We start from the raw sequence: 18,685 nt of genomic DNA on the forward strand, positions 1-18,685 counted from the left end.
CAGTTGGCGATCGTCCAAAAACGACGGGGGCGTAAGTGCCCCCGCGTGGTCAAAGCCCTGCCTAAGCGCTACACCGTCCGGTTCCTCAGAAAGGACCTTAACTGAACGGCATTAGGCCCTGGCCGCCCTTTTTTCATCCCATGCCGGCTGGCACGCTCAATGCCCTGGCAGGTAGTAGAACTTGAAGATGAACACCGCCGCGATGATCCACACCATCACGGGCACGCTGCGGGCGCGGCCAGTCAGCAGCTTGAGCGCCGCGTAGCTGATAAAGCCGAACGCAACGCCGTTGGCGACCGAGTACGTGAACGGCATGCCAAGCGCGGTCATCACCGCGGGCACGACTTCGGTGACGTCATTCCAGTCGACCTCCAGCAGCTCGCGCAACATCAGGCAGGACACATACAGCAACGCCGGCGCAGTGGCATAGGCCGGCACCGTGCCGGCCAGCGGCGCGATGAACAACGCCGCGAGAAACAGCACGGCCACCGTCACCGCCGTCAGTCCGGTGCGCCCGCCCGCCTGCACGCCGGACGCGCTTTCGATATACGCCGTGGTGGAAGACGTACCGAGGAACGAGCCCGCCATGATCGCGGTGCTGTCGGACATCAACGCCTTGTTCAGCCGGTCCATTTTCCCGGCCTTGAGCAGGCCCGCGCGGTTGGCCACGCCCATCAGCGTGCCGGTGGCGTCGAACAGTTCCACCAGGAAGAACACCAGCACCACGTTGATGATGCCGATCGACAGCGCGGCGGAGATATCGAGCTTGAACAGCGTCGGGCTGAGCGCCGGCGGCGCGGAGAACACGCCGTGGAAGGTGTTGCCGGCAAACGCAAAGCTCAGCAGCGTGGTCAGCAGGATGCCGATCAGGATCGCGCCCTTCACCCGCAGGTGGTCCAGTGCCACGATCACGAAGAAGCCGATGATCGCCAGCACCGCCGAAGGCTGGTGCAGATCGCCGATGGTCACCAGCGTGGCCGGGCTGGCGGTGACGATGCCGGCGTTCTTCAGCGCGACAATCGCCAGGAACAGGCCGATGCCCGCGGTGATCGCCACGCGGATCGAATGCGGAATGCCGTTGACGATCAACTCGCGCACGCGGAACAGCGTCACCAGCAGGAACAGGCAGCCGGAGATAAAGACCGCGCCGAGCGCCGCCTCCCACGCAAAGCCCATGCCCTTCACCACCGTATAGGCAAAGTACGCGTTCAGGCCCATGCCCGGCGCCATCGCGATCGGGTAGTTCGCGTAGAAACCCATGATCAGCGTGCCGATCGCCGCGGCCAGGCACGTGGCGACGAACACCGCGTCTTTCGGCATGCCCGCATCGCCCAGGATCGACGGGTTGACGAAGATGATGTACGCCATCGTCAGGAAGGTGGTGACGCCGGCGAGAATCTCGGTGCGCACATCGGTCTGGTGTTCGCGCAGCCTGAACAGGCGCTCGATCAGCGAAGGCGCGGCCTGGGGCTGGCCGTGCGGCGGATTGGCGGTTGACGTGCCCGGCTTGGAAGCGGGTTCCGGCATCGACATGACTGGTCTCCTGATATCGTTATCGTGTGCGCAGCGACAAGGACGGCGCGGCCGCCGGTGGCTGGCTTCGGCCTGACGCAGCCTGCGACGCCCCGCTGTGCGGCAGGCGTACTCTGGTGCAGGTCAGCCCCGCTTCGCCATGGCACAGGCGAATAAGCGATATGCAAAAGGCGTGATGATCCCACAGCGCACACCGCGGAAGCCAGCGCCGCAACCGGCGCATTCCGGGGCGTCCCCAGCTTGACGCTTGCGGCAATCCCCCGTATAAAGCCGCCTAGATTCAAGCGACGAGGCAACAGTTCATTCGTTAGCCACCGTCTGGTACTTCGGTTGTCCATGGTGTCCTTTCCTTGAGTTCCCCGTGTCGGATGACGTTTTCGTCATGCGATGTTTTTTGTCCTTTTTCTGGAAAGCAAATCATGCAAACCGGTATCGTCAAGTGGTTCAACGACGCCAAGGGCTTCGGCTTCATCAAGCCGGACGCGGGTGGTGACGACCTCTTCGCCCATTTCTCGGAAATCCGCGCCGACGGCTTCAAGTCGCTGCAGGAAAACCAGCGCGTGCAGTTCGAAGTCAAGAATGGCCCGAAGGGCCTGCAGGCCGCGAACATCACCCCGCTGTAAGCGTTGACTGCCGGCGCGCCCCGTGCGCGCCGAACAGCATAGAACCCCGCCCGATGGCGGGGTTTTTTGTTTTCAGACGCAGGTAGCGCCACTGGCGGCGCTACCTGCGCCACCTTCATCACACCCCGGCCCGCCCCGCTCCCGCCTGCCCCGATCGCCGGCCGGCGCCCCGCTCTTGCTCCCGCCCGCCGATGCGGCCGACAGCCAGCACTCCTGGCCTTGCGCGGCACGCCATCCCGCTCACCACCCTGCCTCTCGCCCCACGCAGAATCGGGTACGCCCTGCTGCGCCGCACGAAGTCCAAGGCTGCCCGTGGACGTCGCAGAAATGGGTACGGTCGGCCTGCCGGGCTAACTCGCGCTGTGCAGCGCCGTACGCAGAAACAGGTACGCCCTGCGGCGGATGTGGCCTTTCCAGAGGCCTTCTGGCACGCAGAAACGGGTACGCCTGGATTTTTCTTTCACATTTGATTCGGTCGATGGCAGCGCTTGTCTGCTCCCGCATTCCGCCGACATATCCACAAAACGGGACCGGGCCGACGACGCAGAAACGGGTACGGCGGATGCTGCAACGCACTAGCCACCTGAAGGCCTGAGGCTGCCCGCACCCAACGCAGAAACAGGTACGCCGGCGGGAGCAGGTGCACAACGTCATGGCACGCAGAAACGGGTACGCCCCCAAAGATGCGAGGCGGATGGCCACCAGGTCGCGCCGCGGCAACCATGGCATGTCTGCGCAGAAACGGGTACGGCACGCACCTTGGCGAGTTTGTCACGTATACATTGAGTGTAAGCGCTAGCTTTTTGTGCAGCGCTCATGTACAATGGAAACTGGGTGGCAATTCCGCTGGCGCAACCCCAGAAGTCTGCGCAGAAACGGGTACGCTGGGCCGAGGAAGTCCGGTGGCAGGCACGCAGAAACAGGTACGCTTCGCCGCGCACAAGACTCCCGAGGCGGGACGCAGAAATGGGTACGCCGCAGAAACAGGTACGCTGCGCCAGCACGGCGGTCGTTTTTCAGGCCAGCGCAGAAACAGGTACGGTTTCAGGCTTCGGAACGCAGAATCGGGTACGCATGGCGTGCAAAGCGCCCGGCGGCAGATCGGCAAGTGAACCTGTTTCTGCGTGGATAACCGGGCCCTGGCGGTGCTTTTCTGGGGAAGGAAGACTCAAAACACCCGTAAACTGCGTATACCCGGCGCTCGCTCGCAGAAACGGGTACGGTTTGTGGGGTAGCCGCTGTGGAAAAGGCTGTGGAACCAGCGAGTTATCCCCGCAGAAACCAGTTCGCGCCACCCGCAGATACAGGTTCGGCTCGCCGCAGATATGGGTTCGGCATTTCGCAGAATCGAGTACGCTTGTCCGCAGAATCGGGTTCGGTGGAGTTGCTTTTTCCCTTAGGAATCAAGGCCCTGAACTTCACGTATACGGTTTACAAGTAGTTAACCCGTATCGGTATCGTTTACTGGTAGTGGATGGCTGGCGAACCGTGGACAACCCTGGCGGGTTGCCCACCGTCCGCCACCATGCGACCAATCGTGAGATCCCCAACTGGCAGAAAACAGGCGAGCAGGGCAAAGGCTTTGCGTACCTGTTTCTGCGTGACAACCTTTGCGGCTTCGAGTACAAAGGCGGGTAATCTGAAGCTCGCCAATATGCCCATCAAACGCTCCCCGGCCACCACGGGGGATCGACGCGTCCTCGACCTGGACGCCGAACCCTCCCGCATCATTGTTCCCGGCAACGAGAACAACCTGGTTCCGTCCGAGAAATTCCAGCGTCTGTTCGACGAAGCGCAGGCCATGGAGCGTGAAGACGCCTGGCAAAGCGGCGAAGTCGGCTTCCTGAGCCGCGCCAGCGTTCAGGTGACGCTGCCCTACCGCGCGCCCAAGGGCGCGCCGCCGGTATGGACCCGCACCAGCGGCAATATCTCGCTGATGATCCAGCCTGGCTACTTCACGCAGCAACGCTCCGAGCGTGCCGCCAACGGCCGCCAGAAGCTGGTGTCCGAGACCGTTTCGCTGGGCTACCCCTATGGCTCCTATCCGCGGCTGATGCTGGCCTGGATCGGCAAGGAGATCATGGCGAAGAAAAAGCGCGGCGAATTCACCGGCACGGTAGAGGACCGGCGCATTTCGCTGGGCAATTCGCTGTCCGAGTTCATGTACAACCTCGGTATTCCGATGGCCACCGGCGGCAAGCGCGGCACCATGACGCTGGTGCGACAGCAGATGATCCGCCTGTTCTCGGCCACCATTGCCATCGTGCAGAACAAGTCGACGCCGAGCCAGAACCAGAACCCCAACCACGAGCCGCTGTCGATCGACCGGGTGGGCTACCTGCTGGCCGACCAACTGTCGACCTGGTGGGACCCGATGCAGCCCGGCCAGGGGTCCATGTTCGAGAGCTTCGTGGTGCTGTCCGAGCCGTTCTTCAACGAGCTGGTCAACCGTCCGGTGCCGGTGGACATGCGCGCCCTGAAAGCGCTGAAGCAGTCGCCGTTCGCGCTGGACGTGTATTCGTGGCTGACCTATCGCTTCTTTACGATCCAGCGCCGCACGGAAATCCCGTGGGAAGCACTGCAGATGCAGTTCGGCACCGAGACCGAAAGCGAGCGCAAGTTCCGCGCGCTGTTCCGCAAAGCCCTGAAGGATGTGCTGGTGGTGTACCCCGGTGCCAAGGTCGATGCGGATTCGTCCAAGGCGCTGATCCTGCAGCCCTCCCGGACCAGCGTACGCAAGCTGGGCTGATCTCCTGACTACCGGCCCGGGCCGCGCCCGCCATTGCGCGCGCTCTCGGGACGGCAGCAGCGGAAGGCCTCCACCATGCCCGCCCCCTGAATGCAGAAAAGGCAAGCATTGAACGCTTGCCTTTTTTGGTTTGCCCGCCGCGGACGGGTCCGCAACGGGCGGGTCAGCCGAGGCTGGTCAGGCCGGCTTGATTGCCGAAGCCTGCAGGCCCTTCGGACCTTGCTTGACTTCAAACGTCACGCGCTGCCCATCCTTCAGGGTCTTGAAGCCCGAGCCCTGGATTTCCGAGAAGTGCGCGAACAGGTCTGCACCACCGTCGTCCGGGGTAATGAAGCCAAAGCCCTTGGTCTCGTTGAACCACTTGACCGTACCGGTTGCCATAGGAATTTCCTTTTCGAAGCAAGTTCTTGTACACAACGCAAACAACCGTTCAAGCACGTTGAGTTCTCGTAGATACCGAACGGAAGCCGACGAGGTTGACACGACTTGACTCGACTGTAGCGCGCATCATAACCACTTTGGATTGCGGTGTCATGTGCGGCGTAATGCGCACTACAGATACTTTAGGCACATTCCGGCCTACTTTTCAAGCAATTTTACGGTCCGGCCTGATTCCGGCTGCCAAATGGCGGCCGGTGCTCCCAGTGGCGGTAACATATATTTTGTAAATTTGAAAAACGGTTGAAGCATCACCTGGTTTTGGCTACAGTTGCGCCTTAAGAATCAACCGCGCTTTCAGCGCTGAAAGAGAGGTCGCAGTGCCAGCCAAAATCATCACAGTCTTTAACCAGAAAGGCGGTTGCGGCAAGACCACGGTCAGCATGCACCTTGCCGGCACGCTCGGCCTGCGCGGCGCCCGCTCGATGCTGGTCGACATGGACGAGCAAGGCACCGCCACCCGATGGGCGGCGCAGGCCAGCGACGAGCGGCCTTTCCCGGCTTCCGTGATCGGCCTGGCGCCCTCGGGCGGCGCCATGCACCGCGAGGTCCGCAAGTTCGTCCAGGATTATGACTATATCGTCGTGGATTGCCCGCCGGCGGTGCATTCGGCAGCGCCATCGAGCGCGCTGCTGATTTCCGATCTTGCCATTATCCCGGTGGTGCCTTCGCCGCCGGATCTGTGGGCTGCGGTAGCGGCCAAGACGCTGGCGCAACACGCCCAGGTCCAGAATGAATCCTTGCTGATCCGCGTGATGGCCAATATGGTCCAGCGCCGCGTCTCGATCGCGCGCCAGGCTATTGAAATCCTTGGCGACGACGGCGACGTACCGTTGTTGAATTCGATGATTGGGTCGCGCTCGGCATTCCGGGAATGCCAGGCGATCGGCTGCACCGTGCATGGCGTTGCCGGCGCACGTGAGGCGGTGCAGGAGGTCGACATGATGGTCGACGAAATACTGTCTTTGATTGAGCACTAGGCATGGCTACCAAACTGAAGAGCCTTAAGGCTGGCATGCTGGCCGGCATGGCGGCCGAAAAGAACCGCAACGAAACGCTGGACCGCTTCGCACGCGCGGAAGCGGCCATTTCCCAGCATCCGAACGGCTTGCTGCAGGGCAGGGGAGCCGATGGCACGCCCGTTTTCAGCGCTGAAAGTCTCGGCGAAGCCGCCAAGGGCCGGCAGCTGATCAGAATCCCGCTGGCGCAACTGCACGACAATCCCCTCAACGCTCGGCGCCTCTACGATCCGGCCGTGGTGCAGGAGCGGGCGGCATCCATCGCCACGCACGGCCAGAAGACACCCGGCCTGGCCGCGCCCGACCCGGCGCGCTCCGGCCATTACATCCTGATCGACGGTCATTACCGCAAGCGAGCCCTGGCCTCCGCCGGCAAGCTCGAGATGGAATGTTTTGTCGAAGACGACCTGAGCGACCTGGACTTCTACCGGCTGTCGTTCATGCTCAACGAGCAACGCTCGGACCAGTCGGCGCTGGACAATGCGATCGCCTGGCGCCAGCTGCTGGACGAGGGCAAGGTCCAGAAGGAAGAGGAAATTTGCGAGCTGACCGGCATCTCGGCCGGCACCGTGAACAAGACGCTGGCGCTGCTGCGCCTGCCCGAGTCCGTGCTGGGCGTGATGCGCGAGCGCCCGAGCGCGATCGGCATCGCCGCGGGCTATGAGCTGACGCTCTACTGCAAGCTGGCGGGCGAGGAGCGCACGCGCGACCTGGCGGCGCGCATCATCAATGACGGCCTGTCGAGCCGCGAGGTTGAAGCCATCCGCAAGCATGCGCAGGAGGGCAAGGCGCGTAAGGTCAAGGAAATCAGCCGGCAATACAAGATCCGGACCGACAGCGGCCAGTTGCTGGGCACCATCAAGGAATGGGACTCGGGACGCGTGATGCTGGACGTGCAGCTGAGCGACCGCAGTGCCCGCGAGGCGCTGGTCGAGGCCCTGAAGGCCCGCTTCGGGCTGGACAAGACGCTGCTCTGAGCCGGACAGGCAAGTCATGATGCTGCGGCGGCAGTACTGCCGCCGCAGAGCTCAGGCGAGCAGGTCGCGCGGCGACCGCGCTCCAAACTCCGGATCACAGGTCTTGCGGTAGCGCTCAAGCATGCTGGACAGCAGGGCGTGAAGGCCGCGCACCGAGTAGCCGGCCTGGGGCAATGCCGCCAGCTTGCGCTGCGCGCGCCGGGTCGGCGGCGCGGCGGGTGGAGCGATCAGCGAGGCGTCTTCGGTGCCCGCGCCATCCCACTGGAGATTGCGGTCACGCCAATGCCGGGCCAGTGCGTGCTGCGTGGCCGGGCCAAAGCCAGGCGTTCCGTCTGGCGCAGCGCTTCCCATACCGTCTTCCCGGCTCCGCACAGGCGGCTGCTTCGGGGCCAGTGAACGCCGCGTGACCGAGGTCAGCCGGTCCAGGCTGAGCCGGTGTTCCCGCAACAGCAGGATTGCCGCATGGGCCGTCCGGTAGCGCTGGCCATCGCCGTCGCCTCCCCGGCGTTCCAGCCATGACAGGAAGGGGGCCAGGCTGGCTGCGGGAACCTGCGTGGCGTCCGGCCGCGCCGCCGCAGTTGCCGCCATTGCTTCGGTACCGTCCGAGACCTGCGCTGGCCAGAGCGCTGCGCCGGGGTACCCGTTGGCATGCATCCAGCGGAAGAGGGCGGCCAGCACCCGCATGCTGTGCCGCACGCTTGCCGGACTAAGCGGGCCGGTGAACGGACGCCATGCGGCCAGGTGGCGCGGTGCGCGCGGTCCGCACCAGCGGCTGGCCGGTTCGGGCTGTGCCAGGAAGCCCAGGTAGGCCCGGCGGTCGTCCAGATCGAGCTGGGACAGGCCCTTGCGACGCTCCAGCGCTGCCCAGAGCAGCAAGCGTTCCGCCTCCTTGCGGTAGGCCGAAAACGTGCTGCCGCTGTCGCCGGCGGCATCGCGCAGCCAGGCCTGGACCACGTCCAGGCCCTGGCTGTACGGGCAACTGGCGTCAAGGTCCAACGCGGGCGACGCGGTCATCCATTCGAGCGGCAACGGCTGGCGCATCCCTGGCCCCAGCCCGCCTTGCTCGACCAAAGTGCGGTTGCCGATATGCGCGCCCAGCAGCGGCTTGCCGTCCGGGTCCCGGAAGGCGGCGCGGTTCTCGCTGAGCCAGCGGTTGACGGCCGCGCCGGCCAGCGCGCCAATGCGCGGGACGGCTCGCCACCAAGCGCCGCCGCGTTGGTTCGCGAGCGCGAAAAGAGTATTAAGCGTCACAATTTCGGCTTTGCGCAGGCGCCGGGCCAAAGCCGGAGCAAACCACAACTCCACGCCATGCTGGGGGCGCGGCGCCGCCGTGCCCAGCCGTTCGAGCTCGGCCAGCGCGTCCACCCGGCGGTCCATGCCGCGGTTGGAGCGGCCGGGGCCGGCCAGCAGCAGTTCGGCCAGGTCTCCCCGGCCATGCAGGTGCGCAAGCTGGACCATCCGGTCGCGCAGGGCAAGCAGGATCCGCAGTGAAGACTCGGCCCCGTCTTCGTCGTCATCGGTTTCGTCGGCCAGGTAGCGGGGCACCACCATGGCCGCCGGCATGCCCTGGACATAGGCGCGCACCGCCGCAAATTCGCTGCGGGTGAGGCTGACCGTCATCATTCCAGGAATCATGGGCACGTATGCGCTGAATGGCTAACTTCTTGATTTATAAGGCACTTGAAGCGAGCGAGAATTCATCGGCCCCAAAATGCATAGCGAAATACAATGCCGATAATTTTATGCGTGTTTTCACTGGAAAGTCATCCCCGCTGGCCTTGTGCGATCCGTATGCTGGCGTCAGGCAGTGCTCGGGGAAAACCCGCCGCAGCGCACCATCACCTTGCATTCGCCCTACGCGTTTCATATGCTGCAGGTCAGGAGTTATAAATACTTAGATCAGACTTCAGTCGCATCTAAGACTGTTTCTACATAAGCGTGTTAACACGCAAAACGGGGCGATCCGGTATCTCCACGGGAAGGACGGACCTGCAGCCAGACGGGAAGGCTGCAAGGCGGTCTGGAGCGATGGCGGATCGTATGGAACTGCAACCGCAAGATAGCGGAGCATTTCCGACAAGCAAGCGCGGATTGTCGCAGGGTCCGTACTTGCCGCAATAATAAGAGAGCGGCCATGGCCACCATCCTCTTGATCGAGCCTCACCCCCTCCTGCGCCTGGGTCTGCGCCATCTGCTGGCCCAAGCACACATTCCTGGTGACCTGATCGATATCGATCCCCTCGCCCCTGTCGATTCGGATTTGTGGCTGTACGATGCCGACCTGCTGATCTATGGTCTGCCTGCCGACCACGCCGGCGGCTGGACCATGCTGGAGGACCTGTGCCAGCGGCTACGCCCGCAGCGCGTGCTGGTCCTGAGCGATCAGGCGGCACCATCGCTGCCGGATGCGGGCTTGCCTGACCCGGTGCGCGGTTGCGTGGCCAAGAGCTGCAGCGCGGATGCGCTCGATGCGGCGGTGCGGCTGGTGCTGGCCGGCGGCGAGTGTTTCCCGGCGCGTGCCCAGGGCAGCCACGCCTGGCAACCGGAACTCGAAGCCGGCCATGCCCCGGTGGCAGGCAGCGCAGGGCAGGGCGAGGCCCGGGTTGTGGCGCTGCGCGCAGGCATCGGCGAAGCCGTGCTCGACCACGCGGTGCCCGCGCCCCAGCGCCATTTCCAGGCGCATGCGACGTACCACGAAACCCCGTCGGCCGGCGCGCACCTGCTGAACATCACCGAACGTCAGTATGAAGTGCTTGCGCTGCTGGCGCGGGGCTATCCCATCAAGACGGTCAGCCGCATGCTGAATATCTCGGTGGCCACCGCGAAGACGCATGCCTGCACGCTGTACCAGCGCCTGCACGTGCGCAACAAAGGCGAAGCCGTCTACGTTGCCCTGCAGAAGGGTGCCACGCTCAACTGGGCCGGGCCCGCCACGCCCGCCAATCCGGTGACCCGCGTGCCGGCGCCCGACCACACCTGCCAGGCTGCATGACTGGTGGCGGCGCGGGGTTCCAAGGGGGGCAGGCGCGGATCAGCGCGTGGCGCCAGAGCGCTCCGGGCCGGCCGCGCCTCATCCTTATTGCGCGCGGCTCTCGGCCAAAAGCATGAGGCAATGGCGGCGGCGGCTTGCTACCTTGTGATGAAAGGCATCTGCAGACACTTTTGCCGGCGGCCGGCGCTGCTCTGATGCCCTGCAAGGCGGGCCGCGCCGCGGCCCGGATCCCGACCGGGTGGCAAGCGCATCTGCGGCCCGGGTCCGCTGCCAGACCGAGTCAATGCCGACCTACCTCATCGCCAGCAATGAAATGATGTGCCGTGTCCTGGCGCGTCGCCTGAACGCACTGGACGTGCCGCAGCCGATCACGTGGCGCACGCCGCAGTGGCTGCATGAATCCATGAGCGCATCGACGCAGGCCTCGTCATCGGAGCCGTCGCCGGACCCGGCCGATATTGCGCTGATCGACTGCAGCGCGCTGGAGGGCGACCCGCGTGCGTTGCTGGACCAGCTGCAGGCACGCCTGGCGCCACGGCGCTGGCTGGTGCTGTCCGATCGCCTCGATGCCACGCTGATGCTGCATGCCGCGCTGCTCGGTGCCAGCGGGTGTCTCCTGCTGCCGGCTCCGCTCGAACTGGTCTGCGCAGCCACCGCGCTGGTCTGGGCCGGCGGCCAGTGCTTTCCGCGCATGGCGCTGTCACTGACGGGCGCCAACGGGACGACCGCCTCCCTCCTTTGAGCGAGCAGACCTACATCCACCGGAGGAGTGCGCATCGCACCCGATTGCCTATGCTTGATTCGCCCGGAGGCAGAAGCCAGCCCAGTTTGCAGGCAGGCCGCCCCGGGGAAGTAAGGGGGTCATATGGAGGCCGGACTGGAATTCCTCGTCGTTCGCGGCTTTGCTGTGCGCGAAGGCAGAGGCAAGTGGGCGTGCTGCTTTGAGATCAGGCTGGCTGCCAGCCTGGACGATGGGTGCCACGCGGGTGCCAATGAGGGCAGCGATGAGCCGCTGCTCTACCGCGGTGAGCTGCACGGGCGTCAGTTTGACTGCGAGCTGGCCGCCGCCGACGCGGCCCGCGCGGCCGGCGAGCGCGAAGCGCGTCTGCGTGTGGAAAGCCTGAGGGCGCTGATCATTGCTCAGCATCGGCATCGCGTGCCGCCGCCACTCGTAGCCTGAGCCTGCAGGCATCCCGCGAGCATCATGCACAGTGGCACCCGGCGGCCTCGCCGGGTGCCACTGTGCCATTCCCTTCGTGATCGCGCAGCTAGTGTCCTGTTCCGTAGATCGCTTACCAAAATGAAATCGTCCAGTTGGCCGTCAGGCTAGGCGCGAGGAGGCGCCATAGCCGTAGCCATGGCAACGACGAGCAACGACGCATGGCGGGCAACTGGGCGATTTCATGGCAAGGCATTTGCGGAACAGGACACTAGCCGGCGAGCCAAAAAAGAAGCCCGCCGACCGGGGGACCATGCGGGCTTTGAAGGCGTGCGGGCCATACTGCCCGCCCACACGTCTCCTTGACGATAACCAATCGGCTCGCCCTCCTCCATCAACCAGAAGCACCATGCGCGCATATTTGCGGCTGAGTGCCCCTGAACTGCCTGCCTGTTTGTGCGCCGTCCAACAGACTGGCCTGAACCGCGCGCGCCAAGATCGCCATTACGGCCAATGGCAGCAAGAATCTGGCTCGGGTTCAGGGGGAGACGGAAATGACTGGTGTCAGCGCTCGGCCTGCCGTATCGCACGTCAGGCACGCGCGCGGGCCCGGCATGGGCCGTCCGTACCCGCTCATGAAACGGCAGGGCAGGCGCGGAGGTCACTAGTGCACGGCGACACCAGGATGCGTGGACGGGGCGGACCGGGGTTGCGCGGCGGCAATCCGGTGTGGTCGCACGTCAACTGCCATATCGACCTTTGGATCGAACTGCTGCACGGGCTGGACCTGCCGCCGGTCGCGGCACTGGCCTGCGCGGTGCGGCAGGACTTCGAGGCCGACCACTTCACGCAGTGCCGCTTTCCGGATGCCGACCTGGAGCGGCTGTACGGCCTCACCGTGCACGCGCTGGCGTTCTACGACTCACTCGAGTCGCACGTCGCGGCACAGACCTCGCGCGGCCATATCGTCGTGATGGAGCTGGACAGCAGCCAGCTGCCGCCACCGCGCGGCGCCGGCTACCTGCGCCATTGCACGCCCACCTGCATTGCCATCGATGTGCTGATCCCGGAGGCCGGCGCGGTCGGCTACTACCACTCCGACGGCTACCACACCGCGACCGGCGAGGACTACGCCGCCATCATTCGCCTGGCACCGGGCGTGCGCAGTGCCGAGGCGCTCCCCTTCATGCATGCCGACGTGGTCCGCCGCAACGGGCACCCGCACGCTGCCGAGACGCTGCTCGAGGCCTCGCTGGCATTGCTGCGCTTTCACCTGAGCAACCGTCCGCGCGAGAACCCCGTCACCCTGTTTCGCGCGGTGTTTCCCCAGCATCTCGAGCGGCTGATGGCGCGCGGCGAGCCGGGCTTTCACCACTACGCGTCGGGCGTGCTGCGCCAGCTGGGCGCCAATTTCGAGCTGCTGGCGCGCTACCTGCGCTGGCTGGTGATGCACGGGCAGGAGGTGCCTGAGAAGGCGGCGCAAGCCTGCTACACCATGGCATCGGAGGCGATGGTGATGCAGTTCCGCCTGATGCGCGCGGTCATCAGCCGCAAGCCGGACCCTTGTGAAGACTGCCTGGACCAGCTCGAAGCCTCATACCTGGCCAGTGTGCCGTTGCTGGCCGCGCATTTCGGCGAGTTCACGCCATGAGCCGGCTGATCGAGCCTGCGGCGGGCAACCGGTGGCCTGCGTGCCGCCTCTGGCGCGCGGCACAGAACCGGTTTGATCCGGCGCCGGCGGCAACCCGGTGCATCCGCCTTTTGCACGATAGCCCGCATCTCATGCCGACAGCGGAGGGCATGCCATGTATCCAGCCTTGCGTGCCTGCCGTGGCTGACTAGCCCGGAACTGCTTCCAGCCGCGGGGCCGCCTCGCCTCGCGCGGCGGCGGCAGACATCGCAGCCGCCGCGGGCGCATGGTGCCTTTGTCAGCGCCCGCTTCACTCTCGCCTTTCCGTCCAACCTCCCGATGGATGACCGTTTCCCAGCCGTTCGCCTACTGTCGGAGCGCGCTGCCATGACGCTAAATAGAGGCACTGGCTTGCAAAGAGCGCCGCATCTGGGTCGGTGGCGCAGCCAGCCGGTTCTCGGATAGCAGTCATGCCGAGCCAGGCCGGCAGAGCATTGTTCCCGCACACGGGATTGGACAGGGGGTACGAAAATGATTACGCATCGATCGGATCTGCATGTCAATCACCTGCTCAGCGCACTGCCGCGCGGCGAGTGGGAGACGCTGGCGCAGCACTTCGAGCTGGTCCGTCTGCGCGCCGGTGAACTCCTGACTGATTCCGGCCAACGCATCGTCCACGTCTATTTCCCGACCACCGCGGTGGTGTCGCTGCTGTCGCTGCTCGAGGACGGCGCGACGGTCGAGATTGCCGCGGTCGGCAACGAAGGGCTGGTCGGCATCCCCGTGGTCACCGGCGGCGACACCATGCCAAGCCGGGTGGAGGTGCGCAGCCCCGGCATGGCCTATCGCATTCCCGCCCGCCTGCTGCGCGGCGAGCTGCCGCGCCTGCCCACGCTGCAGCGCGTGACGCTGCTGTACGTGCAGGCCATGCTTACGCAGATCGCACAGACCGCGGCCTGCAACCGCCACCACTCCCTGAACAAGCAACTGTGCCGCTGGCTGCTGCTTGCCATCGACCGGCTCAGCTCCAATGAGCTGGTGATCACCCAGCAGGTCATCGCCAACATGCTCGGCGTGCGCCGCGAAGGCGTGACCGAAGCAGCCGGCAAGCTGGAAGACCTGGGCCTGATCCACCACAGCCGCGGCCATATCACCGTGCTCGACCGCTGTGGGCTGGAGAAGCATTCTTGCGAGTGCTACAAGCTCGTCAAGCGCGAGTATGACCGCCTGCTGCCCGCGCTGGCCAGCGCCTGAGCGGCACGCTCCGGCGCGCGTGGCCTGCGAAGCGCGGCGTGCATACGCCGCGCCGATCCCATTTGAGGAGCTGTACTCGTGAGCAGACTGTCATATGCCGGTGGCCCGGCAGAGAGCGCCACCCCGCGCCGTGATGCCCAGCCGGGCGTCACGCAGGCGCGCGCGCTGATGGACCACCTCGGCTGGATCGCCGCGGCTGGCGTGGCCGGTGCGGCCGCAGGCTTGCTGGTGGCGCTGTCGGCGCCGCCGCAGTATCGCGCGCAGGCACTGGTGCAGGTCGAGGGGCGCGATGGCGGCATGCGCAGCGTCGCCCAGATGCAGGGCCCGGCGGCCTTCGACGCGGGCCTGCTCAAGAGCCGCGCCGTGGTCGGTCCGGTGGTGGAGCGGCTGCGGCTCGATATCACCGCGCAGCCGCTGCGTGCGCCGCTGGTGGGCGCGCTGGTCCAGCGCTTTTCCACACCCGGCCAGCCGCGCGGCACCTGGCCCGCCAGCCTGGGCTATGCCTGGGGGGGCGAGCGCCTGGTGATCGCCAGCATGACCGTGCCCGAGGCGCTGGTAGACCAGCAGCTCACGCTCGAGGTGCGCGGCGAGGGCCGCTACCGCCTGAGCCAGCAGGACACCGTGCTGCTCGAAGGGCAGGCCGGCGAGACCGCGATGGCCAACGGCATTGTGCTGCGCGTGGACAAGATCGAGGCCGGGCCCGGTACGCGCTTCCAGCTCACGCGGCACGACCTGGCCCGCACCGCCGAGTCCGTGCGCCGCGGGCTCACGGTGGAAAGCGAACGCAGCGAAACCGCGGCGAGCCTGGGCGGCGCGGCCGACCCCCTGACCGCGCCGGGCGGCACCGTACGCGTGAGCTGGGAATACCCGGACCGCCAGCTTGCCGCCCAACTCGTCAACGGGGTGACGCGCGCCTATATCGACGGCCAGACCGACAAGCGCCGCCAGGACGCGGCCGGCACGCTCGCGTTCCTGTCGGGCGAGCTGCCGCGCGTGCAGAGCGAACTCACGCGCGCCGAAGAGGCGCTCACGCGCTACCGCGCGCGCACGGGTTCGCTGCAGCCCAGCCGCGACGCGCAGTCGTTCCTCAGCAACAGCATGGAGTACCAGCGCCAGATCGCAGCGCTCAGGCTTGAGCGCACGCGGCTGCTCCAGCGCTTCACGCCCGAGGCCAACGAGGTCCGCACCGTCGACAGCCAGATCCAGCAGATGACTCGCGAGCGCGCGGAGATCGACGCGCGCATGCAGACCCTGTCGGCCTCAGAGCGCGAATCGGTGGCGCTCACGCGCGACGTCAAGGTGGCCGAGGACATGTACATGTCCTTGCGCAGCAAGGTCGAGCAGCTGTCGCTGATGCTGTCCGACAGCTCCACCCAGATGCGCGTGGTCGATGCCGCAATCGCGCCGGTCACACCGGTCGGTCTCGGCGCGTGGCCGTTCGCTTCCGCCGGCGCCTTGCTCGGCCTGTGCCTGGGCGTGGCCGCGGTCAACCTGCGCCAGCGCATGCGCCCGTCGGTAGCCAGCGCCGCCGATGCCGAAGAGCGCCTGGGCATGGCCATGCTGGGCGATATCGCCTTCAGCAACGAGCAGACCGAGCTGGAACGGCTGGTCGATGCCAAGCGCCGCCTGGGCATCGCCTCCGGCTTTGTGCTGCCGCCCAATGTGCGCCTCGGCTGGCCCGACTCTGTCACCAGCGTGATCGACGCCGCCACGGCGGCCGCCCCCGAGGACGAGCGCGCGCGCGCCGAACGGCTGCTGCGCCAGGGCCTGCACGACCAGTTCCTGCTGGCGCGGCGCGCCCCGCATTCGCTCGCCGTGGAAGGCCTGCGCACGCTGCGGGCGGCGCTGCATTTCGCGTTGCGTGATGCGCCCAACTGCGTGGTTGCGGTGACCAGCCCCGCCGCCGCCGCCGGCAAGACCTTCGCCGCGGTCAACCTGGCGGTGCTGTTCGCTGAAGCCGGCCAGCGCGTGCTGCTTGTCGACGCGGACCTGCGCCGCGGCCGCGTGGCGGACTGGTTCGACCTGCCTGCCGAACCAGGGCTGGCAGAAGTGCTTGCGGGCCGCAGCGCGATCGCCGACGCGGTCAAGCCGAGCGTGGTCAACGGCCTGTTCCTGCTCAGCCGCGGCGCGGTGCCTGCGAATCCGTCCGAGCTGCTGATGCTGCCCGCGCTGGCTGAATCCCTGCGGCTGTGCGCGGGGCGCTTCGACCTGGTGCTGGTGGACACGCCGCCAGTGATGGCGGTGGCCGATGCCACGCTGGTGGCCAACCTGGCCGGTTCCACGCTGGTGGTGGTGCGCGCCGATGTCACGGCGACGGCGCAGGTCGACGAAACACTCAAGCGCCTGGCGCATGCCAATGCGCGGCTGGCCGGCGGCATCCTCAACGGTGTTATGCCCCGGCGCAGCAACCGGGCGGACTTCAACACCATCAATCCCTATCTGGGCATGCCCCTGCCGCCGCCACAGCTCAGGCATCCGGCGCTGGCAAAGTCAGAAGCGCCCGGGCAATCCTGAGCGGCAGGACGTCGGCCGTACCCATTTCTGCGTGCGGTCCGTTAGTGTCCTGCCGCAGGAATGGGCCGCGGCGGCAACGCGATGGCGTGCAAGTCAGGTCAGCGCGCCGGCGCGAGGCCGCTATGGCGCGAGCAGGATATGGGCACCAACGACGTTGTTTGCAGCATCGGCACCGGCGCCCACCTTGATGGTGTAGTTGCCACCGGTCAGGTCCGTCGTGATCGAGTTGTTCATGAACGTGGCTGCCTTGATGATGCCGACCACCGATCTGGAGCCGAAGTTCTTGTGCGGATAGGAAAGCTTGTTGCCTGAGAAGCTGGCAACCCCGGCCCTGATATTGGGAAAATCGTCGCGGTAGTCAGGCCCGTGCGTGCTGATGAAGGTGTTGTTTTCGATCACGACGCTTGCCCCCGCATCGGCCGCCTGGAGCCCGACGCCACTGCTCCTGATGGTGTTTCCCCTGACGATCGTATTCACTGCCTTCATGTCGCCAATGCCTTCCGAGAAAGAGGGATAAACACCGCCGTCGATGGTATCGATCTGATTGTTTTCAATGACGGCTCCGGGCGCCGACAGGATGATCACGTAAGGGTGCTTGTTCCCGGCCCGGCCGACGAATTCCGAATTCCGGATGGTGACGTTCTCGGTGTTGCGGCCATTGTCGCCGCCGACGAACTGCGAGCCTTTGTTGTTCACGAAGCGGCAGGCATCGAAGACCATGTCTCCGGTTCTTGCGGTCACGCCGTCGGCCGGCGTCCCGTCTGGCTCGATATCCACCCCGGCGGCGGGCGCGTGGGTAGGGTAGGCCCCGTCGGTCAGGCCCGTGTTGCGGAATGAGGAGTTTGTGATGCGGAAGGATCTTGCCTGCATGATGCTCATGCCCTGACGGGCATTGTTGTACGAATCCACCGCGTGGATGGTGCCATTGAGATCGGCGGTGAAGTCGCCGCCGATGAACAGGCCATCGCAGGCAAAGTGATGGATCTTCAGGTGGCTGAGTTCATAGTTGGAACTCGCGTGCGTCTGGATGCCGAAGGAAGGCGTTTCACTCAGGGGCTTGCCATTCGCCGAGGGCGGCCGCGACAGCTTGTCGACGTTGCCGTTGAGCTCCAGGCCCGAGATCCTGAAGTTGCTGGCGTTCCTGATCTCGAACCCGAGCTGGTGCCTGGCCGAATACCATGATCGGCCAGAGAAGTGGTCGTTGGTGATGGTGAAGTTCCCCTTGAAGGAAACCACGGACCCGGTGCAGCCGATCAGGCTGAAGTTGCTGGCTTTCAGCAGCCGGATATTCTGGTTATGGTTCGTCCAGGGACCGCGGGTGACGGCGTAGCGATCGATGTAGTAGGTGCCCTTGGGGAAATATACGATCTGGCGCCTGGTAAACCGTTGATTGGAAATATCCGCCGCCATCATCTGGAAGGCCAGATATTCATCCGTGACGCCATCTCCCCTGGCCCCGTAGGAGGTGATGGACCTCACGGTGGCGCCGGGATAAGCCTGTTTCTCGGCGCTCAGGAGGGGGCAGGGATCCGCGCGTCCGGAAGGCTTCGTGGCCGCGGCGTCTGCCGCGCCTGCGCCCGATGGGTTGCCGGAACCTTGCCGGGTCTCATTCGCACTCCCGCTTGTCGCCCGGGATCCGGCCTGCGCGTAGCTCGGAAGCAGCAGGAACGAAGAACAGGCGACAGCGGAGACTGACGGCCAGAGGCGCTTCGATTTCTTTCGCTTGTGCGGAGCAGACATCATGTCCCCCTGAATGACCGCTGGCTGACCCGGCGGTATTTGCCAGTAGCTGTCACG

The 18,685-nt window shown here is 65.5% G+C and carries 14 protein-coding genes; 10 read left to right on the forward strand and 4 right to left on the reverse strand.

The window, feature by feature from the left end:
- Positions 1-156: 156 nt before the first annotated feature.
- Positions 157-1,533, reverse strand: a complete 1,377-nt coding sequence (locus AC3WL8_RS16580) for an NCS2 family permease (RefSeq protein ID WP_153954305.1) — start codon at positions 1,531-1,533, stop codon at positions 157-159.
- 419 nt (positions 1,534-1,952) lie between these two features.
- Here AC3WL8_RS16580 and AC3WL8_RS16585 point away from each other — a divergent pair, with 419 nt between their 5' ends.
- Positions 1,953-2,156 (forward strand): cold-shock protein, encoded by a 204-nt coding sequence (locus AC3WL8_RS16585; RefSeq protein ID WP_010811149.1) that lies wholly within the window; start codon positions 1,953-1,955, stop codon positions 2,154-2,156.
- A gap of 1,654 nt (positions 2,157-3,810) precedes the next feature.
- Positions 3,811-4,905: a replication protein RepA gene (locus tag AC3WL8_RS16590; protein ID WP_013951727.1), complete on the forward strand. Its 1,095-nt coding sequence runs from the start codon at positions 3,811-3,813 to the stop codon at positions 4,903-4,905.
- A 177-nt stretch (positions 4,906-5,082) separates the two neighbouring features.
- Here AC3WL8_RS16590 and AC3WL8_RS16595 read toward each other — a convergent pair whose 3' ends face one another.
- Positions 5,083-5,286, reverse strand: coding sequence for a cold-shock protein (locus AC3WL8_RS16595; RefSeq protein ID WP_006159056.1), 204 nt, complete (start codon positions 5,284-5,286; stop codon positions 5,083-5,085).
- Positions 5,287-5,663: 377 nt separating this feature from the next.
- Between AC3WL8_RS16595 and AC3WL8_RS16600 the strand changes: the two genes are divergently transcribed.
- Both AC3WL8_RS16600 and AC3WL8_RS16605 read left to right on the forward strand, forming a co-directional pair.
- The gene (locus AC3WL8_RS16600) at positions 5,664-6,323 is read left to right on the forward strand and encodes an AAA family ATPase (protein ID WP_010811147.1); all 660 of its coding nucleotides are present in this window, start codon (positions 5,664-5,666) and stop codon (positions 6,321-6,323) included.
- A 2-nt stretch (positions 6,324-6,325) separates the two neighbouring features.
- Complete coding sequence (locus tag AC3WL8_RS16605) at positions 6,326-7,339, forward strand: ParB/RepB/Spo0J family partition protein (RefSeq protein ID WP_013951728.1); 1,014 nt, start codon at positions 6,326-6,328, stop codon at positions 7,337-7,339.
- 51 nt (positions 7,340-7,390) lie between these two features.
- Here AC3WL8_RS16605 and AC3WL8_RS16610 read toward each other — a convergent pair whose 3' ends face one another.
- On the reverse strand, positions 7,391-8,974 hold the full coding sequence (locus tag AC3WL8_RS16610) for a phage integrase family protein (RefSeq protein WP_492378459.1): 1,584 nt from the start codon (positions 8,972-8,974) through the stop codon (positions 7,391-7,393).
- Between the two features lie 499 nt (positions 8,975-9,473).
- On the opposite strand from AC3WL8_RS16610, the gene AC3WL8_RS16615 reads away from it, so the two are divergent.
- The 6 genes from AC3WL8_RS16615 (at position 9,474) to AC3WL8_RS16640 (ending at position 16,888) form a co-directional block, all read left to right on the forward strand.
- On the forward strand, positions 9,474-10,331 hold the full coding sequence (locus tag AC3WL8_RS16615) for a helix-turn-helix transcriptional regulator (protein WP_013951730.1): 858 nt from the start codon (positions 9,474-9,476) through the stop codon (positions 10,329-10,331).
- Between the two features lie 283 nt (positions 10,332-10,614).
- A complete protein-coding gene (locus AC3WL8_RS16620; protein ID WP_013951731.1) occupies positions 10,615-11,073 on the forward strand; it encodes a response regulator transcription factor in 459 nt (152 codons plus the stop codon).
- Between the two features lie 123 nt (positions 11,074-11,196).
- Positions 11,197-11,511, forward strand: coding sequence for a hypothetical protein (locus AC3WL8_RS16625; protein WP_013951732.1), 315 nt, complete (start codon positions 11,197-11,199; stop codon positions 11,509-11,511).
- Between the two features lie 664 nt (positions 11,512-12,175).
- Positions 12,176-13,141, forward strand: coding sequence for a DUF1839 family protein (locus AC3WL8_RS16630; RefSeq protein WP_013951733.1), 966 nt, complete (start codon positions 12,176-12,178; stop codon positions 13,139-13,141).
- 510 nt (positions 13,142-13,651) lie between these two features.
- The gene (locus AC3WL8_RS16635; protein ID WP_013951734.1) at positions 13,652-14,374 is read left to right on the forward strand and encodes a Crp/Fnr family transcriptional regulator; all 723 of its coding nucleotides are present in this window, start codon (positions 13,652-13,654) and stop codon (positions 14,372-14,374) included.
- Positions 14,375-14,452: 78 nt separating this feature from the next.
- Complete coding sequence (locus tag AC3WL8_RS16640; RefSeq protein WP_211979517.1) at positions 14,453-16,888, forward strand: polysaccharide biosynthesis tyrosine autokinase; 2,436 nt, start codon at positions 14,453-14,455, stop codon at positions 16,886-16,888.
- 120 nt (positions 16,889-17,008) lie between these two features.
- On the opposite strand, the gene AC3WL8_RS16645 is transcribed toward AC3WL8_RS16640, so the two are convergent.
- The gene (locus AC3WL8_RS16645; protein WP_436224513.1) at positions 17,009-18,631 is read right to left on the reverse strand and encodes a glycosyl hydrolase family 28-related protein; all 1,623 of its coding nucleotides are present in this window, start codon (positions 18,629-18,631) and stop codon (positions 17,009-17,011) included.
- Between the last annotated feature and the right edge of the window lie 54 nt (positions 18,632-18,685).

Source organism: Cupriavidus sp. FW305-F7 (assembly GCF_058782875.1).